Origin of the sequence: Nesterenkonia alkaliphila, assembly GCF_009758175.1 — a bacterium.
Taxonomy (GTDB): domain Bacteria; phylum Actinomycetota; class Actinomycetes; order Actinomycetales; family Micrococcaceae; genus Nesterenkonia; species Nesterenkonia alkaliphila.
Window position 1 is genome coordinate 1 of sequence record NZ_WRPM01000069.1, and the last position, 22,634, is coordinate 22,634.

Here is a 22,634-nt window from a genome sequence, read left to right on the forward strand (position 1 = left end):
GGCTGCGCCGCTGAAAAGATTAACCGGCCAATAGCCCAAAAGAACCCCAATTAGCCGGATAATTCCGGGAACACCACGGTGCTGAGGGTGTCTCCGGTGGCGATCTCGATCACCCGGTGCTCCTGCGTGCAGTGAGTGTCACCGGTTGAGTCGGGCACCCGCACGCCCGCTCGATCCCCGTCATGGTGAATCAGCTGGTCTGCCGTCTCCCACACCAGCTCGCCGGTGTGCACGTCAATCCCAACAGTCTGGTATGCCATATTGCCCTCGTCGGTGAACTGCTCACCGGAGAGCACGACGACGCCCCCGGAAACCGGGCTGAGCTCCTCCACCATTACGTCGAGCTCGGGCAGTTCACTGCGGCTGAGCAGTTCGGGCTCCCCTTCCGCGATATCGATGACCAGCGCCTCGTGGTGCTCACCGGCAGGGTTCAGGCCGCTGGCCGGTGTGCGGATCTCCACCACGGCGACCAGGTATGGATCCTCCCCCGCTTCGTAGCCGTAGCTGAACACGGTGTTGAGGACATCCTCACCCGGCAGCAGATCAGCAATCACGATCTCCACAGCGGCCTCTCCGGGCAGCCGCACCACAGTGCCACCTGTTGCTGTATAGGGGTCCTGGAGGAACGGGCCGAAGGTCTGCCAGTCGCCCGCGTAGAGCACATCGACATCTTGTTCCTGCGGCTCAGCCTCCTCAGACTCGGGCTCCGTGCCCGGCTCTTCCTCCGTGGGGCCAGGCTCTTCAGCGGCTTCGGCGGCTGTCTCCTCCTCGGCCTCTTCGGGCTCTTCCTGGGCTGCTGTGGGATTGCCGCTGACGGCATCGCAGTGGGTTTCGGTGTACTCCCCCACTGCGATATGGGCCAGATAGGAGTCCTCGGCCACGCCGAAGGCCTCGGCGGCTGCGGTGAGCAGATTGCCGCTGTCTACCTCGTCGAAGAGGGTCCCGTTCCAGGTGTCGCGGACCAGTTCCATCTCCGTCTGGATCTCGCCGGGCGCGGCATCAGCGGCGTCCTCCCAAATGCTCTGGATCCCGGCACTGGCAGTGGCCCCGTGGCTGAACGAGCCGAGAATAGTCTCTGCTGAGATTGCCTCAGACATTGCAGACTCATACTGAGTGAGGTGATCACTGATCACATCGCAGTAGGCCTCCACTGAGCGAGATTCACCGCAGGCAGTCAGAAGTAGCAGCGGAGCCGCTGCCGCTGCGGCAGCGATCCGTGAAGCAGATGAAGCCATCATGACGAGTTTCTTCCCCTATAGTCGGTGTGGCGAGCAGGCCAGCAGCGTGGCTCCGGCGCAAACTCAGTCATCGACAAAGTCCAGGATGTGCGAGTTGCCGATTCTGTCCCAATGAACGAGGTATCCCGGCTCCACGGCAAATAATTGGCCTCCTGCACCAGCACCGCGGCCCCGGGGAGGCTGAATTCTGTCAGTCACCTGGGTAATTGGCACGTTGGCGAGACCTTCAGCCCTCCCAGTGGATGAGAACCAGATGGTGTCTGGAGAAGAAGACCACGTATCTCCTGAGGGAGAAGCCAGTCCGTACAACTGACCATGTTCGTCGAAAACCACAGTGGAGAATACTCGCGTGTATCTACGTGCCTCCTCTGCGAGGCTTTCATCGGCTTGCCAGGGCTCAGCATCCTTTATCCCCGGCTCCGTCAGCACCTGCCCGGTATGGGGATTCACTTGCCACAAGTTGTGCTCCAGCACTCTTCCTTCACCTGCCCTGTCCTCCCAGTAGCTGTCCTGGGCATATCCGGCAACGAGGAGGTCTCCCGTTTCGGGGTGAAGCTCTGCATCTTGAACCCTTGCGACCCCGTGGAGCGATGTGCTGGTCCTGCTTCCATCACTGAGAGAGACTGTGGCAAGCCGGAGTTCCATCTCTTCTGAATGAAGCCAAGAATGATAAAGGTGATAAGCCTGCTGCCGTTCCGGATCAAACACCAGGGTCAGGTCGCCACGGCCATAGTCTCCAGAGTCAACTCCACCGGGGCGGTTATAGCTGGGCCACTCCGCACCTTCCCAGGGTGTGACCCAGTTGAACAAGTCATACGCGTACCCCTCGTGCTCGGTATACCCAAGAAGTTCAAACTCCTTGCTCACCACCCAAGTGACAGCTGAGTACTCCTCTCCGCGATAAAAAGCTTCCTCATCCCAGGTACACCCCTCGCCGCTCTGTTCCGTGGAGCCCTGCCAGTTATGGCCGTTGATCATAATGTGGCCGCGGTAGGGATCAACATGGAGCCATTCGACGAAGGCCCGTTGACACTCTGGGAGGGCCACGCTGATGGGATCAGAGAATTCCGCACTAGCTCCGTCCACAGTGCGCAGCTCTATCACTTCGCCGGGCACCTCATCAAGATGGTTGTTCTCCGGCCATACGTAATAAATCATGCGATCAGCCACGGGATCAATATCCCAGGCTCCTGCCAAAACAGGCTCGGGGAGCTGAACCCGCACCCCGCTCGGGAGGCCGGAAGCAGAAAGCATCGAAAGCTCCTGGCGGTTCTCCCGGGAGTTCACTTCCTGGGGTGGAACTCCTGGAGGTGTAATACCAACCGCGTAGCCCCGGCCGTTTCTCGGATCCATCTTCATATCGTGCAGGGATCCCTTGGCATTCGATGTGTCCCCAAACCCTCCCTCGGCTCCGGGATGGATAATCACCCCCGAAAAGCCAGGTGCATCAGGCTCCTCTGGCTCCGGGCTCTCATCAGGGTCCGGAGCCTCTGGGGATTCCTGGTCCCCAGAGCCCTCCTCCCGGGTGTAGGAGAGCTCGTAGAGAGTGCCGCGGCGGTCGAAGCGGATGATGTCATTGACCTCGAGGATCGTGCGGTTGATGATCGGCACACGGAATCTGACGCCGGCCGAAGCAGTGCGTTCGGCATAGATCTCGAAGGATGCTGACTCGATGGCGGCTTCACCAACATTGAAGTCGACTTCTCCGTCCATGCCGATGGCAGCACCGAGGCCGACCTCCGGGCCGACCACACCGTAGAGCTTGGTGCTCATCGCAACATTCAGTCCCACACTGGCATCGGAGGTGATGCTCGCTGTGGCGGAGAAATCGTCACCCACGGTGGTGGGGAAGCTCCAGTCCGGAGTGGGATTCACCGCGTTGAAACGTCCGTTGCGATACCGGAATCCCACGTCCTGGCTGCGCGCGGCGGTGTAGTTGACCTCCGCGAGGCCCTCCACCGACCATGCCGCTGTGAAGTCCATCCCAGCTTCCATGGTCAGGGTCACCGGAACCGGCCCGATGGCAAAGTTGATCGGCGGCAGGTGCATGGTGAACAAGCGCATCCGTTCGCTGTCACTGATGGCGTAGTTCACGCCGAGTGTGTTGTCGAACATGGTGTACGAGCTGACCACAAAATCGAAGCGGGTCACCTCGACACCGGTGGGTACGCCGAAGGTCCGCTGCAGCTCGATGGTCAGCCCGAAGGTCAGCGTGGTGCAGTGGGTGATGTCTGATTCGACGGTGATGCCGCCGTCGCCGAGGATCTCTGCCCGCTTATCCCGGAACTTGGCTTCGGCGCTGGCCATATTAAACTTGGCCCCATCGCTGTCCATGGCGAATTTGGGATTCATGTTCACGCACTGCTGGCGCCGGTTGTTCAGGCTGAAGCCTGCCGGCATGGGCCGGCTATGAGGGTTGATCAAGGATGACGCCGCCCCGGGATGGGCGAACGGAGCCAAAGAGGCACCGGCGGCTTCTGCCGAACCTGATGATGCAGGCAGTTCCTCCGGTGCTTCCACGACTTCCACGAAGATATCCCCGTCATCGACGATCTCAACATCTCCGGCATCGGGATCCTCAGAGTGCTGCTCAAACTCCAGGCCCTCCACTCCGGTCCAGAGGATCTCACTCTCCACATCGGCCTGCAGGATCGCTTCGTCCAGGGTGGCCCAGTCGGTGTGCACCACCCAGCCTTCATCGGTCTCGTCCACAGCGATCACCCGGCGCAGGAACCCCTCCTCAGCGCCCGCCACGGAACCGGAGACCAGGATGTCGCCTGGTTCAGCCTCCGGCGCTCCCGCCAGGACCACGTAGTCGTCGGTCAACTCGTGGACAACGGCCTGCTCATCTTGGATCACGGTGTCGGGGTGGATCAGGACCTCATCCTGACCGGGGATAACCAGCTCCAGCGTCAGCGTCTGGCTGCCAGCCGCGCCGCTGCGGTCCACCGCTTCGACGGTGATCGCGTAGGAGGCCGTTGCCGGGGCTCCGGTGGTGAACCTCCAGGTGACCGTGTCACCGGAGTAGTCCAGCTCAGCAGTGCCGACCTGCTCCCCGTTCACCGAGATGAGCACAGCCTGCGCAGCCCAGGAGGAGTCCACCGTTCCCTCCAGCACGGTGACCGCGTCCTCACCCAGCTCCACCGTTCCGCCGTCCGAATGGGAGGTGATGGTCAGTTCAGGGACCTCCGCAGAAGCTGCCCCCTCTGCGGCCAGGAAGCTGCCCAACGGCAGCACGGCAGCCTGTGCGTCACCCCGCCTGGAGATGAGCGCGGCCTGCTCAGCGTCCAGCACCGCAAGCTGTGCTGAAGCGCCAACCACGGGGTCCACATAGATCCCGGAGCCACGCAGTTCAGCATCGAGATCGTCCCCGAGGAAGGTGGGCTGCCCGCCCGGCTGGGCGGAGACCAGAACGACGACGCTCTCCGCATCGGCATAGCTAGCAGGGGGCACCTCTGCCGGGGACTGGTCACTGATAGTCAGGTCTTGTGGTGCCCCGACCGGCTGTGGCACATAGCTTCCCCGGACATTCGCAGCCTCTGCATTCTGCGGCGCCTCAGGGGACCATCCGCGGACATCCACCTGGAGGTCTGCTTCTCCCCCGGTGAAGGCAAAGGGCACAGAGCCTGCCTGGACCGGCACCACAGTGGTCAGCGTCGTCGTGCCCTCTGGGAGGCTCACCTGCTGGGAGCCGATGCTGAGCTCACCGGCTGAGTCGGTGCGCACAGTGGCGGTGAGCCATACCGCGCGCACCCCGGTGGACGGCACTCCCCCTTGTCCGGTGACTCCGATCTCCGTGCCTTCGGCGCTCAGGCTGTCTCCGCCGAGCCCCTGGGCGGTCTGCGCCCGGGTGACGGGTTCGGGCAGCGCAATCGTGGCACCCGGGGCCGCATCGTCCCCGGCGAAGCTGGCCAGCAGCTCGATCCGAACGTCGATCCCGGCATCCGAGCTCAGCTCCACGGCCCCCTCAACCAGCGGCACCAGCACTGTGGTGGAGGCCGAGGCTCCGGCGGCCACGCTCAGAGCCGGTGCGTCTGCTGCCGAGACGGTGGTGTGCTCAGCCGCGTCGAAGCCGGTCAGCCGGATCAGGGCGGCGTCGTGCCCTTCGGGAAGTCCTGGGATGCTGACCGCTGGGGTGTCCTCGCCCAGCCGTGTACCGTGCCCGGCTGCGGAGTCCACTGTGGGCAGTCGGTGGTAGGCGGTCTCGATGCTGACCGCCTCGGGGACCGGTGTCAGCGCATAGGGCTCACCTGTGATGTCCTCATCGGCCTGCACCGGGGCGGTGGCAGTGAGCAGCATGGCGGCCGAGACAGCGGCGGTCAGCAGGACCTGGGCTGAGCGTCGGAGCTTCACAACGCGCCTCCCTTCCGGGCGCGGGCCGCGTAGGCCAGGGCGGCGCCGGCGAGCAGCAGCGCTGCGGCCCCGGCCACGGTCCAGGCGATCACGGCACCAGTTGCCGCAAGGCCTCCGGAAGCCTCGTCCTCCTCATCCTCGGCAGCTTCTGACTGCGGGGCTGAGGGTGGGGATTCGCTGGTGGTCCCGGCCGGGTCCGGCTCCGTGGAGCCATCCTCCTGCGGCGAGGGGGAGCCGGAGGGATCCGGTGAGGGCTCAGCACTGGGGCTGCCGGAGTCAGTGGGGGTGGGCGTCGTCGTGGGTGTGGGGCTGGGCGCGGGAGTCTCTTCTGGGCCCTCCTCGCCGTCCGGGATCTCCGGGACGAGCTGTTCGCTGCTGCTCTGCCAGCTGAGGATGTTGCCTGATTCATCGGTGAAGGCGATGTAGAGGTCGACGTCCAGCTCTTCATCGGTGAGGATGCCCAGGACCGTCTCGCCGGGTGAGACCTCAGCAATGGCAGTGACGCCTAAGGCGGTGTCCTGAAGGTCTAGCGCGGCACCGTCCAGGTAGCCGGTCACCAGCGAGGCGGCAACCTCCGCGGACTCCAGGTCTATCCAGACCGCTGTTGCCCCATCGGGGACCGACAGGTCGACAGTGAAAGCGTCTTCTTCGGCGGGCACAGTGGACAGGGGCAACAGGCCTGCACCCGCCAGGACGGCGAGTGCTGCTCCGGGGTGATTCACGCAGCTCTCTCTTCACACAGGGGCGAGGATCGCACCTGCCGCGGCACAGTTCTCCCTCATGATGTCCCCGGCGATGCGGCGCTGCCCGGTGGGGCAGCTGCTTCAGAGCCTAGGAGTGCTCAGGCTGTTCCGAAGCGGTTCCGGCCCGGAACCGGAAAACGCGGAAACTCGGAAACCCCGATCAATGCGCCAGCGCCGGGCTCAGCCCTCCTCGAGCAGTTCGGTGACCAGGGCTGCGATGCGGGAGCGTTCGGAGCGGGTCAGGGTGATGTGGCCGAAGAGCGGGTTGCCCTTGAGGATCTCCACCACGGCGGCCACACCGTCATGCCGGCCCACCCGCAGGTTGTCACGCTGGGCGATGTCATGGGTGAGCACGATCTTGGAGTTCTGACCCATCCGGGACATCACGGTCAGCAGCACGTTCTTCTCCAGGGACTGCGCCTCATCGACCACCACCCAGGCATCATGCAGGGAGCGTCCGCGGATATGAGTCAGCGGCAGCACCTCCAACAGACCGCGGGCCATGATCTCCTCCAGCACGTTCTCGCTGACCAGCGCGCCCAGGGTGTCGTAGACCGCCTGGCCCCAGGGGTTCATCTTCTCCGCCTCGGTGCCGGGCAGGTAGCCCAGCTCCTGGCCGCCCACGGCGTAGAGCGGCCGGAAGACGATGATCTTTTTGTGTTCGCGGCGCTCCAGCACCGCCTCCAACCCAGCGCACAGCGCCAGCGCAGACTTACCGGTGCCGGCCCGGCCGCCCATCGAGACGATTCCGATCTCGCGGTCCATCAGCATGTCGATGGCCAGCCGCTGCTCAGCGGAGCGCCCATGCAGACCGAAGATCTCCTTATCCCCGCGCACCACCTGAACGTGCTTCTTGGAGGTTGCATCAATCTTCACCCGGCCCAGTGCGGAGCCGTGCCCGGAGGAGATGACCAGGCCGGTGTTGGTGGGCAGATCCTCTGCCTGATCGATCTCGATCCGCTCACCGTCGTAGAGCTCAGAGACCTGCTCCTCGGTGGCGGTGATCTCAGCTATCCCGGTCCAGCCGGAGTCGGCCACCCACTCATTGCGGTATTCATCGGCATCCAGGCCCATGGCGGAGGCTTTCACCCGCATCGGCAGATCCTTGGAGACCACGGTGACCTCCCGGCCCTCGTCAGCGAATGACTTGGCCACTGCCAGGATCCGCGAGTCATTGTCACCGTGGCGGAACCCGGCCGGCAGCACCTGCTCGTTGATGTGGTTGAGCTCCACCAGCAGATGCCCGCCCTGATCATTGAGCGGGATCGGTTGGTTCAGCGCTCCGTGATTGACCCGAAGCTCGTCCAGCAGCCGCAGCGCGGAGCGGGCGTAGTAGCCCAGTTCGGAATCGTGGCGCTTCTTTTCCAGTTCGGAGATCACCACAATCGGGATGATCACCTCATGCTCTGCAAAACGCATCACAGCTTTGGGGTCGGAGAGCAGCACCGACGTGTCCAGTACATAGGATTTCTGCGCCAGCTCGGCGGCTACAGCCGTGTCGAGGTCCTCAGCGGGGGCAGTGGTGTTCAAGGAGGCCACAGTATCTCCAAACGGGGTTTTGCCGCGGCGGAAACAGAAGAGGTCCCGCAGCTGAGCAGACCGGGGCGGCGTCGTCGTCCTCATCATGAAGCTCGATATCTTCCCCAAGATCGAACTCCACATCGAGGTCCTCGACGTCGTGATCCCAATCCGCAGCCGCAGGACCTGGTGCGTCCGCGCAACGGTTCTCGGTGGGTGGTCGGTCAGTCCGCAACCAGCTGCCTGGCCAGGGACCGAACCGGCCCCCTCTGCCATGTGGCGTCAAGCTGTGGGCCTTCCGGTCAATGTGCTGACACTCCCCAATGTAGACCCGCGGCCACCCTCATGCCGGACAACACACGGAACTCTCTGTGACATCTGGGTAAATAACAGTTAACGACGCCGCCCGGCCCAGCTCAACTTCCGAACCGGCGTTGACGAGTCGCAAAGTCGCGCAGGGCGCGCAGGAAGTCCACCCGGCGGAAGTCTGGCCAGAGCGCCTCAGCGAAGTAGAACTCCGAGTAGGCCGACTGCCACATCAGGAACCCGGAGAGCCGCTGCTCCCCGGAGGTGCGGATGATCAGGTCAGGGTCCGGTTGGCCGCGGGTGTAGAGCCAGTCGCTGATTCTGCCGGGGCTGAGCTCCTCGGCCACCTCGGCAAGGGTTCTGCCCCGCTTGCCCGCATCGCGGAGCAGATCCTTGACTGCGTCGACGATCTCCTGCCGGCCGCCGTAGCCGACAGCCACATTGACGTGCACACAGGGGTCCTCCCCGGCAGGTTCACCGTCAGCGCTCACCCGCGGGATGGCTCCGGTGGCGGTGGTGATGTCCCAGAGTTTGGCGGCCAGCGGCTCGGGCAGCAGCTCCGGCTGGCCCACCGGGTGCACGCGCACCGGCCGCCCGCCGGGACGGGACTCGGCGAGCCGGTCCAGAGTGTCGCCGATGATCTCCATCAGCTGCTCCAACTCATCCTCGGAGCGGTTCATGTTGTCGGTGGAGAGCATATAGAGGGTGACCGTGGGGATGTTCAGCTCCGCGCACCAGCCGATGAACTCCACGATCTTGTCCGCACCAGCCCGGTGCCCGGCAGCAGTCGGTGCGCCGGCGAGCTTGGCCCAACGCCGGTTGCCGTCCACCATCACACCGATATGCTGCGGGATTCGGTCCGAATTCAGTTCGGTGCGGAGCCGGCGCTCATAGACCGCATAGGCCACATGGGTCAGCCCGCGCAGCGAGCGCTTGATGGGTCCCCGTTCAGTCACAGCTCCACTGTAGGGGATGAACATCACTGAGCCCCCTCAGCAGTTAAGTTACTCGCCGGTTACTTCTGGTCTTAGACTAGAGGTATGGATAAGGATGTTCCAACAGGCGATACGGCTCCGGCGGACCGGCTCTTCGACACCGATGTGCCGCTGAAGCCCCGGATGCGCGGTTGGCTGCATGCTGGGATGGTCCCCCTAGCGCTGGCTGCGGGGATCGTGGTGGTGGTCCTCTCCCCCACCACGGAGCTGCGGATCGCCTCAGCGATCTATGCACTGACCGGGCTGCTGCTCTTCGCGGTCTCTGCGACCTATCACCTGGGCCGCTGGTCGCCACCCACTGCCCGGGTGCTCAAACGGCTGGACCATACCAACATCATGCTCATCATCGCCGGAACCTACACCCCGCTGACGCTGGCTCTGCTGGAGGACCCTGCACGCACTATCCTGCTGACCGCGGTCTGGGTCGGCGCCCTGGGCGGGGTGGCTTTCCGGCTGTTCTGGACCGATGCACCGCGCTGGCTCTACACGGTGTTCTACATTGTGCTGGGCCTGGCCGCAGTCTGGTTCATCGGGGACTTCTTCGCCGCCGATATCGCTGCGGCCGTGCTGGTCTGCGTGGGCGGGGCTGCCTATATCACCGGCGCGGTCTTCTACGCCCTGAAGCGGCCCAATTTCTCCCCGCAGTGGTTCGGCTTCCACGAACTCTTCCACGCCTGCACTCTGGTCGGGTTCATCTGCCATTACATCGCGATTGTGATGGGGATACTCTGACTGGAGATCCCCGTCACAATCGCAGGTAAGGGCCCACACGCCCGGCAGGGACCCGCGGAAATGCCTGCAATTCTGCGGGCCGGGCGTGGGGATCTGTGATGGGGATACTAAGCTGATCAGACGTTGAGCTGGGCCAGGGCTGCGGCAACGGTGCTCTGCGAGGCCAGGCACATCCCTCCGGAGGTGCTGTTGAGGCAGATGCTCAGCTGCAGCTCCTGGTCAGGGGAAGGGACGACGCCGTGGCCCAGCGGCTCCACCGGAATGCCCAGCAGAGTGCCCGCCTGCCGCACCTCGGCGATATCCTCAGCGCTGCCGCTGGTGACCCGGAAGGCTGGTGACCTCTGCACTGCCCGGCCCGCGGCCAGCAGTGAGCCGCCCACGGCCAGCGGCGCTTGGGGCCCGATCAGCGCCAGGTGGTGCAGCAGATCGGCTGGCTGCAGCGGCAGCAGGACGCCTTCCTTCCCCGGGTGTGGATCCGGCTTGACCGCGGGCAGCTGCATAGCCAGGCCCAGGGCCTCGCCCTGCTGGAGCGCCTGAGCCAGGGCTGCAATGCTGCTGGGTTCAGGGCCGTCCACCGGCGTGGCCTCAGCGGCTCCACCCTGGACAGTTGCCAGCAGCCCATCGGTGTCCAGGGTGTCCAGTACCTGGAGTGCACTCTGATCCGCTCCCGCTTCAACGAACTCGTTGAGCACGAACCGCAGCACGCTGGTCCCCCGGTCCAGCCAGGTGGTCCCCTCCGCCCCGGCGCTGACCAGCGCGAAGCACATGTTTGCGACCTGGGCGTGGTCAGCCAGCGTACCGAGTCCCCCGCCGTGGGCGCCCTGGTAGGAGGTGCGGAAGATCGCGGCGGAATCGCTGGTGTGGGCCTGGGCGTGAGTCTGCCAGAGTCGGTCTGCGGTGACCTCGGCGAAGACCAGCAGCTCGGGGTCGTTCCAGAGCGCTGCGGCCTCGGCAATGGACCGCACCGCCTGGGCATTCCACGCCGCGACGACCTTGTCATCCCGGGCAGGTTGTACCCGGGCGGCCCGGATCTGACGCAGCTGTGGGAGCACTCTCTCCCACAGCTGCTGGTCGACAGTGGAGAGCGGGTCCTGAAAGTGCAGGGTCCGGGGCGTCTGGTCGGTGATGTTCAGCGGCGCACCGGAGCGTAGGGCATGCTCATCGGCTGGAACTCCAAAGTTGAGCTCTGCGAGCCGCCGGCTCTCGGGTTCGCTGAGCCCGGCCTCCTGCCCAGCCTGGAAAAGCTGCTGGTCGCTGAACAGATAGGTGGCGCCCTCTTCCCTGCTGCCGCCCTCAGTCACCGTGTCAGCGTCCAATGAGGAGGCCAGCAGGCCGTGGTCAGTGAGCATCCGGCGCTGCAGCCAGTCGATGGTCATCCGGGCCGCTCGAGACGCCGTCTCCTGCACAGCAAGCTCTGCTGCGGGGTGCACAGAGAGCCGCGCGTAGGCGCCGAGCAGCTGGGCATTGTCATAGAGCATCTTCTCGAAGTGCGGCAGCTGCCAGGCACGGTCCACGGTGTAGCGGGCGAACCCGCCCTCCACCTGGTCAAACAGGGCTGAGCGAGCCATCGCCTCCATCGTGTGCATGGCCAATCCTCCGGCACGGTCTGCCGCAGGCTCCACACTGAGGTGAGCAGCATCCGCAGGCCAGCCAGGTTCTGCAGCAGTCTCGGGCCGCTGAGCCCAGGCCGATTCTTCCAACAGCCAAGTCAGCATAGGGGAGGGCGGGAACTTCGGCGCCGCGCCGAACCCGCCGTGCACAGTGTCCTCATCCGCTGCCAGCACCTCCAGCACCTGATCAGCCAGTCCGGCGAACCCGGCCCGGCTCAGACCCGGCGAACCGGCACTGGCACCGATGCCTCCGTTGAGACCAATCGTTTCAGCAGAGTCAAGACTGGACCGGGGCTCTTCCCCTCCCTGGGTGGGGGCGGCTGTGGTGGCCAACTGGGCCTGGCGGCGTCGTTGGCTGCCCAGGGCCTCGGCAATCCGAGCTGCCTGCTCCTGAACCTGAACCCGCCGATGTGTCCATGCCTCATGCACTGCATGCAGCACCTCCATGAAGGAAGGCACCTGGCCAAGCCGCTGCGGCGGAAAGTATGTGCCGGCATGGAAGACCCGGCCGTCCGGCAGGGTGAAGACGCTCATCGGCCAGCCGCCCTGCCCGGTCATCGCCTGGACCGCTGCCATATAGGCGTCATCCACATCGGGATGCTCCTCGCGGTCCACTTTGATGCTGAGGAACCGGGCGTTGAGGAAGGCTGCGGCGTCGTTGTCCTCAAAGCTCTCATGGGCCATCACGTGGCACCAGTGGCAGGCGGCGTAGCCGATGGAGACGAATACCGGCACATCGCGCCGGGCCGCCTCCGCGAAGGCCTCCGCGCCCCAGGGCCACCAGTCCACCGGGTTCTGCGCATGCTGCCGCAGATATGCTGACTGTGCACTTCCGAGACGATTACCCATCCCTCCACGGTAGGGCATCTGCCTGACCTGTTCCTTAGCGGCCGGTCTGGGCCTGTTGGAGCGCTCGGCTGGGCATCACCCCATCCGTCCGGGGCCTCTCCCCGTTGCTGTGCCAGATTGCGGTGCTATTTCCGCGTTTTCGCCCCTCAGAACACCGCAATTCGGCGCATCAACTGCTGGCCAGTCCAGCCACGGGCCAGCAGAGCCTGCCGCACCTGGTGCACCGCAGTCGCGTAGCTCTCGCGGTCATCGCTGAGGTTGAGCCGGATGACGAGCCAGCCGGCGGCGGCGAACTCGTTATCTCGACGCTGATCCGCCCGTGCCTGCTGCGGCGTGAAGTGGCCAGCGCCGTCGTACTGAAGGGCAATCCGGTGCTCCGGGTAGGCAGCATCGGCATATCTGATCACCGGCCCCAACACGTCCAGACGTACCTGAAGCTCCGGCTCAGGGAGCCCGGCTCGGATCAACGCCAGCCGGACCGCAGTCTCTTTGGGCGAATCGGCGCCGACTCGCACCCAGTTCAGAGCCTCCAACGCGGTGGACTTTCCCGGAACCTTCCCCGTGGTAGCGACTAGATTCTGGATCCGTTCAATGGAGGAATATGCCTCGTCGCGACGCTCTAACCGGTACCTGGGGTGGCGAACCAGCCAGTCACCAACCACCACAAGTTCCGTTACGGAGCAGCTGGCAGCGAGCTCCAGGTATAACCGTTCCGGGGAACTCAACCTCACCTCGGGCAACTCGGGGTGTGCAGCAGCGCAGCCGAGGTCATCCGAGACCAGATGGGTGCGCACTCCGCTGCGCCGTGAGCGCGGCTGACCGCGGACCACGCTGAGATGCACCACCGTCTCGCGACTGAGTCTCGACGGAAGCGGACAGTCCATCAGACGTGCCGCCGAGCTGTGCGATAACCACCCGTGCGGATACTCCCGGTAGACGGCCAGAGCCCGCAACCGGTGCAACCCCATATCGTCAACTGACTCGACCAGCGAGGCCGCCGCATAGATTCCGGAACCCAGCGGCACTACATCAGCACGCCTGACTCTTTCGGGCGATACGCCAAGCCGCCGCAGCTCAGCAAGGCTGAAGGCACGTTTCCACAGAGAAGTCGGCAGCGGTTGGGCTGGTCTCATAAGTCAAGTCTCGCGTGCATCGGCCTGTGCTGCTGAGAGAATCCACAGGCCTGTGGATAACTGTTGCGATACACCAGCTCATGCGATTTCCGGACGACCGGGAGCCGGCCTCGGGGGTGCCCCGGCGGAGGCCACAGCACGGTACGCAGTCGCGCTGGCCAGAACTCAACGCTGACTAAGCCGCCGCAGCCGTTATGCCGTTATGAACCCCGGCACTATACTGCCGGGCGCATCAAGTCAGATTCAGGAATTGCTGCACCATTTTTCGGTGCCATTTCCGGCCCGCGCGAGGTTTTAGCGACGAGATCTGGCACATCAACTAAGCGGTGCCAGTCGCAGCCTAAACCGGGGGCCGGGAGCCGGTACGTGAGTCCGCTGCGGGGGGCTCGGATTCTGAGACGGAATCCGGGGCTTTGCCGAAGCGGGCCTCGGCGGCGGAGGAGCGCGCGTGCTGCTGGGCCTCAGAGATGCTGGCTGGGGTGATTTCGCCCGGGAACTCCGGCTCCTCACCGGAGAGTTCGGCCTCCACCTGGCTGCGGTACTTCATCTTCCGCGCCCGTTTGGCCAGGTCCCGGACCACAAAGATCAGCATAACCACTACCAAGAGGGTGAAGAGGAAGCCCTCAATGCCGGGGGTGATCTGGTCCTCGGTGAGCCCGTCGCGCAGATCGGGGGTCTCGCCGCCCCCGCCACCGGGCCACCACTGGGTGCCGGCGGAGATCAGCGCATCGAAAGAAAGAGCCACATTCCTATTCTACGGCCTTCTGAACGACAGACGAGAGACTGACCAGAAACGGGTGAGGTCCGTATTCGCAGTGTCAGCCGACTTTAGGTGGTGAAGGCCGCGGCCACGCGGCCGAGCGGGCGGCGGCGTGCACGGCGGTCCTGGAACTGACTCAGCGCAGCCCGGCGAAGAGGTCGTACTCGGGCACTGAGGTCTCCACCCGAGAGTCCACTAGCACAAAGTCGTCATAGGGCCAGACCTCACGCAGAAAATCGTTCGGGGTGGCGAAGAAGAACCCCGAAGGTTCCACCTGGGTGCGGTGTGCCCGCAGCGCGGCGTCGCGGGCCTCCAGGTAGTCGCCAACCGGCACCTGCGTGGTGACCTCGTGAGTGGTGAGCCAGTCTGGGCGATCGCCCTCCTCCCACCGCGTGAGCCGCTCCTCGTAGGGGGATTCGATGCCGGCTTCCACCAGTGCCCAGTGCAGCGCCCGCAGCCGGCCGGGGTTGAAGGCCCGGTCATAGTAGAGCTTCTGCGGCGCCCAGGGCTCCCCGGTGCCCTGGTAGCGCTCTGGGTCACCAGCCGCGTGGTAGGCCTCCACCGCAATCCGGTGGCTCATGATGTGGTCCGGGTGCGGATACCCGCCGGACTCGTCGTAGCAGGTGATGACATGTGGCCGGAAGCGGCGGATCAGCCGCACCAGGGGCTCGGCGGCCTGCTCCAGAGGCAGGGTGGCGAAGGACCCGAACGGCAGCGGTGGGGTGGGGTCGCCCTCCGGCAGCCCGGAGTCCACGAACCCCAGCCAGACGTGCTCCACGCCCAAGGCCTCTGCAGCCTGGGCCATCTCCTGGCGGCGCACTCCGGTCAGATCACGGTGGCACTGCTGAATCTCGCCGGCGGCCGGGTTGAGCAGGCTGCCTTCCTCACCGCCGGTGGCAGTGGCCACCATCACCCGCGCCCCGGCATCCACATAGGCGGCCATCATCGCCGCCCCCTTGGAGGACTCGTCATCCGGGTGGGCGTGTACCGCCAGGAGCCGCAGTCCTGCGGAGTCCGGGACTCGGGCGGGTACCTGTGGTGCCTGCCGGGCCAACTCGGCGGTAGCGGCGTCGTGCCGGGATCCTCCGGCGGGAACTGAGACGGCATCGTCCTGCGGCAGCGTAGTCTCTGACATGAACACCTAGAATAGTGCCTTGTGAGCCTCTCTGATTCTTCCGGTAACACTGGGACCTCCGATCTGCCGGCCCGCTACGGGACTGGCCGCAGCGGAATGTCCCCCATGGCGCAGCGAATCGCGGTGATCGGGGCGCTGGTGGTGGCTGTGGCCACCGCCGTTTGGTCTACTGTGAGCATGAATGTGGGCCGACTCGAGTTCCAGGATGTGGGCTACACCATCGAGTCGGACACCCGAGTCAGCGTGGACTATGAGGTCACCAAAGACTTCGACGCCACCGCGGAGTGCATGCTGCATGCGCTGGACGATTCATACGCGATTGTGGGCGCACGCATTGTGACCATCGGCCCGCACGAAGGCAGCACGGAGGCCGATCGCAGCCAGTACTACAGCTCGGAGCTGCGCACCGAGTACCGGGGCGTAACCGGGATAGTGGACTCCTGCTGGTTGGTGGAGGACTAGTACGACGCCGCCGGCCCACCTGCCTGCCCGCTGTTCACAATAGGCGCAATACACCCAGGACCATTGAGTTTCCGGGCCGGCAGGCCTAGTATGTTTCAACACGCAACTACCCCGCCAGGGATCTCCCCGGCGGGGTCTGTATTTGAAGAAGGCAAGCGTTAATGTCTGGGGAGGCTCAGAGCATAGCGACTGAGCCGACTTGGAGGCGTGAAGGCGGCCATAGCTTTGCCCGCCGAGAGGTGAGCGCGACCTGTGCGCGCCACCGGGACCAACACAGAGGAGAGTACCGTGTCGATCAACACCCCCGAAGCTGAAGAGACCGGCCAGTGGCTGTCACAGGAGGCCTATGACCGCCTGTCTGCCGAGCTGGAGCAGCTCAAGGGCCCCGGCCGCCAGGAGGTGGTGGACCGGATTGCCTCTGCCCGCGAGGAAGGCGATCTGAAGGAGAACGGCGGCTATCACGCGGCCAAGGAGGAGCAGGGCAAGATCGAGGCGCGCATCGCCTATCTCTCGCACCTGCTGGAGAACGCCAATGTGGGCGGAACTCCCCCGGACGATGGTGTGGTGGAGCCTGGCATGTTGGTCAAGGCCAAAGTCGCCGGCCGTGAGATGGAGTTCATCTTCGGCAATCGCGAGATCGCCGGGGACACGGACCTGGCCGTCTACTCTGACGCCTCCCCCATGGGTGAGGCCATCGGCGGCGCCAAGGAGGGGGACAAGGTCAGCTACACCGCCCCCAATGGCAGCACCATCGAGGTCGAGATCCTCTCCGCCGAGCCGTACCAGGGCTGAACGTCCACGCCGTGGTGAGCAGCGAGCCGCAGGCGATGCTGCGACTTTAAGTCGCGATGGCGGGCAACGCCTTGCCCGGCGAGAGGCGAGCGGGGCGTGCACCCGTCGCCGGGATTAGCTCTGAACGAGCGGCTCATAGCCTTCGGCGCGCAGCGAGTTGAGCACCAGAGCAGAGTGCTCGGCCCCCTTGGTCTCCATATTGATCTCGATGGAGACATCGCCCATCGACAGCGCCCCACCGATCCGCGAGTGGTCCACCCCGATCACATTGGCGTCGGTCTCGGCGATGATCCGGGAGATCATGGCCAGTTCTCCTGGGCGGTCTTTGAGCATGAGCCTCAGGGTGAGGAACCGGTCAGCGGCCGAGAGCCCGTGTTGGATCACCCGCAGCATCAGCATGGGGTCGATGTTTCCGCCGGAGAGCACGGCCACCACACTCTCGGGGCGGATGCCCAGCTCATCCAGCTTGCCCTCCATCAGGGCTGCCACGCTGACCGCACCAGCTGGCTCCACCACCAGTTTGGAGCGTTCCAGCAGGAAGATCAGCGCCTTGGCGATGGCATCCTCGCTGACGGTGACCACATCATCGACCAGTTCTTTGATGATCTCGAAGGGGATCTCACCGGGCCGGCCCACTGCGATGCCGTCGGCGATAGTGCGCACTGCCTGCAGCGGCACCAGGGCGTCTGCGGCCAGGGAGGGCGGATAGGCAGCGGCGTTCTCCGCCTGCACACCGATCAGTTTGATCTCACGCCCCAGCCGGGCGCCTTCCTGTTTGATCGCCACTGCTGATCCGGCCAGCAGACCACCGCCGCCGATGCCCATGACCACAGTGTCCACATCGGGCTGCTGCTCGAGGATCTCCAGGCCGATGGTGCCCTGCCCGGCCACCACATCGGTGTGGTTGAACGGGTGGATGAACACTGCCCCGGACTCATCGGCAAATGTCTGGGCTTCGGCCAGGGCCTCATCCACATTGGAACCGTGCAGGACCACCTCGGCCCCATGGTCTCGGGTCGCAGCCAGTTTGGGCAGGGCCACTCCCCTGGGCATGTAGATGGTGGCTCTGACCCCGAGCTTCTTAGCCGCCAGCGCCACGCCCTGGGCGTGGTTTCCGGCGGAGGCTGCCACTACTCCTCGGGCCTTCTCCTCCTCGCTGAGCCGGGCCATGCGCACATAAGCACCGCGGACTTTGAAGGAGCCCGCCCGCTGAAGGTTCTCAGCCTTGAGATGAACTGTGCTCCCCAGCATGCGGCCCAGGGCCCGGGAGTGTTCCATGGGCGTATCCACAATGACGCCCTCGAGCAGGGTGCGTGCGGCGCGCACGTCCTCGAGCTGGACGCTGAGCTGATGGCCTGGGACTGAAGATGCAACAGTGTCTGTCATTTCTTGCTGGAGTCCCCCCGCTCCGGGGCCTCAGGAGTCTCCGGGCTCGCCGCTGGGTCCGCTTCTGCGGTGGCGGGCACAGGAGCCGGTGTCTGCTGCGCTGTGCCGGCAGCGGCTCCCTCACCGCTGTTCCTATTGCGACCGAAGCCGTGCTTCTCCGGGTCCAGCCCCGGGATGGTGTCGAAGATGCGCTGCTTTAGGGTGCGCAGGCTGGCCTGTTCCTCGGCCTCGATAATCTCGCGTTGGGCTTCCCGGCGCAGGGATTCCTCCTTGAGCTCGCGCTCCATCTCCAGCGCTTCGGGGTCGCCGCGCCACTCTTCCTTGTTCAGGTACTCGGTGGCCCGCTTGATGAAGGCCAGGACCGGTACCGCGAAGAGCGCGCCGATGATGCCCAGCAGAGAGGTGCCGGCAGTCACGGCCAGCACCACGGCCAGCGGGTGCAGCTTGACCGCCTTGCCCATGATGATCGGCTGCAGCACATTGGACTCGATCTGCTGGACCGCGATGACCACCAGGAGCATCAGGAAGGCCGTCATGAAGTCGTGGGCCACCCAGGCCAGCAGTACGGCGACAGCGCCGGTCACCACGGCACCGACCACTGGGATGAACCCGCCGAAGAAGACCAGCACAGCAATCGGCAGGGCCAGCGGAACATCCAGGATCACCGCGCCCAGGTAGATGCCGACGGCATCCACAAAGGCCACGAAGACCTGAACCCGGATGAAGGTGCCTACCGACTTCCAACCGCGCCGGCCGGCGCCGTGGATGGCGGGGCGGTGCTTGGCCGGAGCAAAGTTGGTGAGCGAGTCCCAGATCCGCGGGCCGTCGGAGAGGAAGAAAATCAGGGTGAACAGGACAAGGACAGCGCCGACGCCGAAGTTGGTGGCTGCTGACCCGAAGGCCCCGGCGGAAGACATGATGGTGCCCTGGTTATCCTGGACCCAGCCGATCACCTCATCGATGCCCTGGTTGAACTCATCGGTGGAGACCTCGATGCCGAACTCCTGCAGTGTCTCGTCTGCCCAGTCGATCAGGTCATAGATACCGGCCATCACCTGGTCAGCCATCTCAGCGAAACCCTGGAAGATCTGCTGTCCCACCAGGGTCAGCAGACCCAACACTGCGCCCAGGAACACCACAATCGTGGTGATGGAGGCGAGAATCCGCGGGAACTTCAGCTTCCGGAAGACGTTGTGCAGGGGCCGCAGGAGCGTGGAGAGCAGGCCGGCGACCATCAGCGGGATCAGCAACAGCATCACATGCCCGAGCAGCCAGATGGCAACACCGGCGGCGATCAGGATGATGATGATCCGCCAGGACCATTCCGCAGCGATCCGCACTCCCCAGGGGATATCCTCACGCAGCCGCTGCTCCTCGGCCTCCTTGGTCGGGCCCAGCGAGCTCTCGGCCACCGGGGGCGCAGACTCCTCAGCCGGCGGTTGGGCGGCAGCGTAGGTAGGTGTGGCTTCTCCGGTGCTCTCCGGCGCGGAACCAGTACTCATATACCTATCCTGTCACGAGTGGGGCGGCGGATACCTCAGGATACGACAGAAGCGGCCCGCCGGAGACCGACGGGCCGCTTCTGTGCGCAGAAGGGATCAGTCAGCCATTGAGCGGACGATCGCGATGATGCGGAGGATCTCGATGTAGAGCCACACCAGGGACACGGTCAGGCCGAAGGCTGCGGCCCAGCCGTACTTCTGCTCCACACCGGCCTTGACGCCCTCATCGATGTTGGTGAAGTCCAGCACCAGGGAGTAGGTGGCCAGCAGGATGGCGAAGGCGCCGATGGCGATGCCGATCCAGGGGCTGAACTCGGTGCGCAGCCCGAACATGGAGCTGGTGCCGCCGAAGAGCATCAGGCCGAAGTTGAACAGTGCGAAGATCAGGTAGGCGCCCAGGGCGATCATGAACATCTTGTTCAGCTTGGGGGTGGCGCGGATCTTGCCCGACTTGAAGGCCACCAGCACGCAGCCGAAGACGATCAGGGTTGCGGCCACCGCCTGGAAGGCGATGCCGGGGAACTGCAGCTCCAGTACCCAGGTGATGGCACCCAGAAAGAAACCCTGGGTAGCGGAATAAGCCAGAATTAGGCCGGGGTTGGGCTCACGCCTAAAAGCGTTGACCAGGCCGAGCACCAGGCCGGCCAGTACAGCTACCACGGTCAGCCCCATCACCAGGCCGGGCATCATAGTGGCCAGGGTGACAGCGGCACCGGCGCCGAGCAGAACCACAGCGAAGCTGGTGACCGTCTTGCGGATGACATCGTCGTAGGTCATCGGGAGACCCTCGCGACCAGCATGGGCAGGCATGTTGTACTGCTGCTGAAGCTGGTCGGGGCCGGGCACCCCGTGCTGCTGGGCGTAAGTCTGTTGGGTATCCTCGCGCACTGTGCCTGCGTTGGAGTCCATGTAGAAACGGCGGCGCTTGTCCGCGTTGAACTGGTCAGGCATAGCCCCGGACCGGAAGACCGGGTTGGAAGAGTTGCCGAATTGCATGGCCATGTGGGTTCCGCTCTCCTTCATGTGGGTTCGTCAGTAACGGCGAATCCGTAGCTTGTGACTAGTCTAACTGAATTCAGACCTGGTCAATTCCGCGTGCGCTCAGTGCGCGGCCGGTGTCCCGGGCGTGCTCCACGGCTCCCAGCAGCAGCGGTAAGGTGCGTGCTTTCAGGTTGCGCTCCAGCCCACGGGCGGCAGCTTGTCGGCCGGCCATACGGAACTGATCAGCCAGGAACGGAATACTGCGCAGCATCACCAGAGCGGCCAGCGCCACCCGGCCCGGCTCAAGGCCCAGGACCCGCAGTGGGGCAAGCAGCACCCGGAGAACTGCCACCAGTTCCGCCGGAGCAGTGGTGAGGATCAGCAGCTGGGCGGCCAACAGTGTGGCCAGGATACGGCTGAGCACCTCTGCACCGGTCAACGGATCGTTGAGCAGCAGCTGCAGGGCGGCCAGCACCACCAGCAGCAGCCAGAGCCGGCGCAGCAGCGCAAGCAGCATCCGCAGCGGTACCTGTGCCGCCAAAGCAGTGAGCAGCACCAGTACGACGCCGCCCGCACTCACCACAGGCTCCCTAGCCACCAGTACCAGCGCCGTGAACAGGGCGAGCATGGCCACCTTCAGTCCGGCCGGACTGCGGTGCAGGAACCCGTTGCCCGGGGCGCGGCGGCCCAGCACCTGTTCCCTGGCAGGCAGGGGGCGGGGGCGGCGTCGTGCTCTCATCCTGTACTGCACCGGCGGTAAGCGGCGATGACCTCCTGCGGCTCACCCTCGGCTACCACCTTGCCGCCGGCCACCAGCAGGGTGCGCTCAGCCGCGGCTGCGAGCTCGAGGTCATGGGTGGCGGTGATCGTGCGGATGCGGTGCTTCCGCTCCATACTGCGCACCAACTGGGTGAACCGTGCCGCATTGGCCAGGTCAAGCAGGGTGGTGGGCTCATCGAGCAGCAGAGTCCGGGGGCGCAGGGTGAGCACGGTGGCCAGGGCAACCAGCTGCTGCTGGCCCGAGGAGAGTTCCTGGCTGCTGCGCTCTGCCAAATCAGCGATGCCCAGCTCAGCCAGAGTCTGAAGCGCGGCGCGGCGGCGCTGGGCCGAATCGCGTACGCTGCGGCGCAGGGAGAGCTCAACATCCTCCAGGGGGGTGGGCATCACCAGTTGGGCGGCCGGGTTGGAGAACACAAATCCGGTGCACTGGCGCAGCTGCCTGCCCTGCTCCACAGTGTCGAGCCCCTCTGTGCTCACCCTGCCCTCAGTGGGTTCGACCAGCCCGTTGACCAGCTGCAGCAGGGTGGACTTTCCGCCGCCGTTGGGGCCGATCACACTGATCCGCTGCTCGGTGAGGTCCAGGTGTGGGATCTCCAGCAGCTGCCCCTGACCGGCCAGGACACGGACGTTGCGGAACGTGATGGCCTCAGGATGCTCTGTCACAGCAGAAGACTCTAGCGGCACTGGCCCGGACTCAGCGCCGGACCAAGACCCATGGTGCGGCCCGGTGGACCAGCGCAGCGGCTGCAGCGGCGGTCAGGGACTTCACCACATCCCCGGGCCAGAAGACGATGTCCATCATCAGTGCTTCCCGCACCCCGATCTGCAGGTTCAGGCTCAGCCCAAGGATTCCGGCAGGGTGCGTGGCCAGGATGCTGCCGGTGATCGCGGCGAGGAACAGCAGCGGCATCCACCAGCGCCTCGCCGCCCGGCGGACCACTGCCCGGGCGATGAGGCCACTGACCAGGGCGGCGATAGGGAATGCCAGCAGGTATCCGGCCGAGGGCCCGGCGAGTACGCCGAAGCCGCCGGCGAACCCGGCGAAGATCGGCAGGCCCAGCAGCCCCAGGGCCACGTAGAGGCCGGCGGCGGCCAGTCCCCGCCAAGGCCCCAGCACCAGTCCGGCCAGTGCCACCCCCATGGTCTGCAGCGTGATCGGCACTCCGAAGCTGCCCACTGGGATCGGCGGAGCAAAGGCGAGCACAGCGATCAGCGCGGCGAACACACCGATCAGCGCAATGCTCTGCGCAGGGATCCCGCCGCGGCTGCGCCGCCGCCGAGGAACGTCGGGAGCTGGGGTCTGCTGCTCGGCGGGATGCGTAGTCATAGCAGCACTCTAGAGAGCTATTGAACGGTGTT

The 22,634-nt window shown here is 65.1% G+C and carries 18 protein-coding genes; 3 read left to right on the forward strand and 15 right to left on the reverse strand.

Annotated elements, in window-relative coordinates:
- Window positions 1–50 precede the first annotated feature (50 nt).
- The 5 genes from GNZ21_RS09515 to uppS all read right to left on the reverse strand — a co-directional run bounded on the left by GNZ21_RS09515 (window position 51) and on the right by uppS (window position 9,114).
- Window positions 51–1,097, reverse strand: a complete 1,047-nt coding sequence (locus tag GNZ21_RS09515; protein ID WP_157323663.1) for a hypothetical protein — start codon at window positions 1,095–1,097, stop codon at window positions 51–53.
- 204 nt (window positions 1,098–1,301) lie between these two features.
- Window positions 1,302–5,591 carry a hypothetical protein gene (locus tag GNZ21_RS09520; RefSeq protein WP_157323666.1) on the reverse strand — a complete coding sequence of 1,430 codons (4,290 nt, stop codon included), beginning with the start codon at window positions 5,589–5,591 and terminating at the stop codon, window positions 1,302–1,304.
- On the reverse strand, window positions 5,588–6,313 hold the full coding sequence (locus GNZ21_RS09525) for a hypothetical protein (protein ID WP_157323668.1): 726 nt from the start codon (window positions 6,311–6,313) through the stop codon (window positions 5,588–5,590). The genes GNZ21_RS09520 and GNZ21_RS09525 overlap by 4 nt, the downstream gene beginning before the upstream one ends.
- 201 nt (window positions 6,314–6,514) lie before the next feature.
- Complete coding sequence (locus GNZ21_RS09530; protein WP_157323670.1) at window positions 6,515–7,957, reverse strand: PhoH family protein; 1,443 nt, start codon at window positions 7,955–7,957, stop codon at window positions 6,515–6,517.
- Between the two features lie 311 nt (window positions 7,958–8,268).
- Complete coding sequence (uppS, locus tag GNZ21_RS09535) at window positions 8,269–9,114, reverse strand: polyprenyl diphosphate synthase (protein ID WP_373868446.1); 846 nt, start codon at window positions 9,112–9,114, stop codon at window positions 8,269–8,271.
- An 84-nt stretch (window positions 9,115–9,198) separates the two neighbouring features.
- Between uppS and trhA the strand changes: the two genes are divergently transcribed.
- Window positions 9,199–9,885, forward strand: coding sequence for a PAQR family membrane homeostasis protein TrhA (trhA, locus tag GNZ21_RS09540; RefSeq protein ID WP_157323674.1), 687 nt, complete (start codon window positions 9,199–9,201; stop codon window positions 9,883–9,885).
- 116 nt (window positions 9,886–10,001) lie between these two features.
- Here trhA and GNZ21_RS09545 read toward each other — a convergent pair whose 3' ends face one another.
- The 4 genes from GNZ21_RS09545 to mca all read right to left on the reverse strand — a co-directional run bounded on the left by GNZ21_RS09545 (window position 10,002) and on the right by mca (window position 15,372).
- Window positions 10,002–12,344 (reverse strand): thioredoxin domain-containing protein, encoded by a 2,343-nt coding sequence (locus GNZ21_RS09545; protein ID WP_157323676.1) that lies wholly within the window; start codon window positions 12,342–12,344, stop codon window positions 10,002–10,004.
- A gap of 146 nt (window positions 12,345–12,490) precedes the next feature.
- Window positions 12,491–13,477, reverse strand: coding sequence for a PDDEXK family nuclease (locus tag GNZ21_RS09550; protein WP_157323678.1), 987 nt, complete (start codon window positions 13,475–13,477; stop codon window positions 12,491–12,493).
- A gap of 340 nt (window positions 13,478–13,817) precedes the next feature.
- Window positions 13,818–14,222 carry a hypothetical protein gene (locus tag GNZ21_RS09555; protein ID WP_157323680.1) on the reverse strand — a complete coding sequence of 135 codons (405 nt, stop codon included), beginning with the start codon at window positions 14,220–14,222 and terminating at the stop codon, window positions 13,818–13,820.
- A gap of 151 nt (window positions 14,223–14,373) precedes the next feature.
- Entirely contained in the window at window positions 14,374–15,372 is a 999-nt protein-coding gene (gene mca, locus GNZ21_RS09560; protein WP_157323682.1) for a mycothiol conjugate amidase Mca, read from the reverse strand.
- A 21-nt stretch (window positions 15,373–15,393) separates the two neighbouring features.
- On the opposite strand from mca, the gene GNZ21_RS09565 reads away from it, so the two are divergent.
- Both GNZ21_RS09565 and greA read left to right on the forward strand, forming a co-directional pair.
- Window positions 15,394–15,834: a DUF4307 domain-containing protein gene (locus GNZ21_RS09565; protein ID WP_157323684.1), complete on the forward strand. Its 441-nt coding sequence runs from the start codon at window positions 15,394–15,396 to the stop codon at window positions 15,832–15,834.
- A 288-nt stretch (window positions 15,835–16,122) separates the two neighbouring features.
- Window positions 16,123–16,626: a transcription elongation factor GreA gene (greA, locus tag GNZ21_RS09570; protein WP_188503718.1), complete on the forward strand. Its 504-nt coding sequence runs from the start codon at window positions 16,123–16,125 to the stop codon at window positions 16,624–16,626.
- A gap of 114 nt (window positions 16,627–16,740) precedes the next feature.
- Here the strand turns inward: greA and ilvA are convergent, their stop codons facing one another.
- From ilvA to GNZ21_RS09600, 6 genes are all read right to left on the reverse strand, one after another.
- A complete protein-coding gene (gene ilvA / locus GNZ21_RS09575) occupies window positions 16,741–18,012 on the reverse strand; it encodes a threonine ammonia-lyase (protein WP_157323686.1) in 1,272 nt (423 codons plus the stop codon).
- Window positions 18,009–19,514, reverse strand: coding sequence for an AI-2E family transporter (locus GNZ21_RS09580; RefSeq protein WP_157323689.1), 1,506 nt, complete (start codon window positions 19,512–19,514; stop codon window positions 18,009–18,011). The genes ilvA and GNZ21_RS09580 overlap by 4 nt, the downstream gene beginning before the upstream one ends.
- 96 nt (window positions 19,515–19,610) lie before the next feature.
- Window positions 19,611–20,516: a Bax inhibitor-1/YccA family protein gene (locus GNZ21_RS09585; protein ID WP_229659532.1), complete on the reverse strand. Its 906-nt coding sequence runs from the start codon at window positions 20,514–20,516 to the stop codon at window positions 19,611–19,613.
- Window positions 20,517–20,589: 73 nt separating this feature from the next.
- Window positions 20,590–21,234 carry a CbiQ family ECF transporter T component gene (locus tag GNZ21_RS09590; RefSeq protein ID WP_229659533.1) on the reverse strand — a complete coding sequence of 215 codons (645 nt, stop codon included), beginning with the start codon at window positions 21,232–21,234 and terminating at the stop codon, window positions 20,590–20,592.
- A complete protein-coding gene (locus GNZ21_RS09595) occupies window positions 21,231–21,938 on the reverse strand; it encodes an energy-coupling factor ABC transporter ATP-binding protein (protein ID WP_229659534.1) in 708 nt (235 codons plus the stop codon). The genes GNZ21_RS09590 and GNZ21_RS09595 overlap by 4 nt, the downstream gene beginning before the upstream one ends.
- Before the next feature lie 31 nt (window positions 21,939–21,969).
- Complete coding sequence (locus tag GNZ21_RS09600; RefSeq protein ID WP_157323691.1) at window positions 21,970–22,602, reverse strand: biotin transporter BioY; 633 nt, start codon at window positions 22,600–22,602, stop codon at window positions 21,970–21,972.
- Window positions 22,603–22,634 lie beyond the last annotated feature (32 nt).

Bases quoted from the DNA above. Each gene is read 5' to 3' on its own strand.
- GNZ21_RS09515 (WP_157323663.1), bottom strand. From the start codon at position 1,097: ATGTCTGAGGCAATCTCAGCAGAGACTATTCTCGGCTCGTTCAGCCAC.
- GNZ21_RS09530 (WP_157323670.1), bottom strand. From the start codon at position 7,957: ATGAGGACGACGACGCCGCCCCGGTCTGCTCAGCTGCGGGACCTCTTC.
- trhA (WP_157323674.1), top strand. From the start codon at position 9,199: ATGGATAAGGATGTTCCAACAGGCGATACGGCTCCGGCGGACCGGCTC.
- GNZ21_RS09545 (WP_157323676.1), bottom strand. From the start codon at position 12,344: ATGGGTAATCGTCTCGGAAGTGCACAGTCAGCATATCTGCGGCAGCAT.
- GNZ21_RS09550 (WP_157323678.1), bottom strand. From the start codon at position 13,477: ATGAGACCAGCCCAACCGCTGCCGACTTCTCTGTGGAAACGTGCCTTC.
- mca (WP_157323682.1), bottom strand. From the start codon at position 15,372: ATGTCAGAGACTACGCTGCCGCAGGACGATGCCGTCTCAGTTCCCGCC.
- ilvA (WP_157323686.1), bottom strand. From the start codon at position 18,012: ATGACAGACACTGTTGCATCTTCAGTCCCAGGCCATCAGCTCAGCGTC.
- GNZ21_RS09580 (WP_157323689.1), bottom strand. From the start codon at position 19,514: ATGAGTACTGGTTCCGCGCCGGAGAGCACCGGAGAAGCCACACCTACC.
- GNZ21_RS09585 (WP_229659532.1), bottom strand. From the start codon at position 20,516: ATGGCCATGCAATTCGGCAACTCTTCCAACCCGGTCTTCCGGTCCGGG.
- GNZ21_RS09590 (WP_229659533.1), bottom strand. From the start codon at position 21,234: ATGAGAGCACGACGCCGCCCCCGCCCCCTGCCTGCCAGGGAACAGGTG.
- GNZ21_RS09600 (WP_157323691.1), bottom strand. From the start codon at position 22,602: ATGACTACGCATCCCGCCGAGCAGCAGACCCCAGCTCCCGACGTTCCT.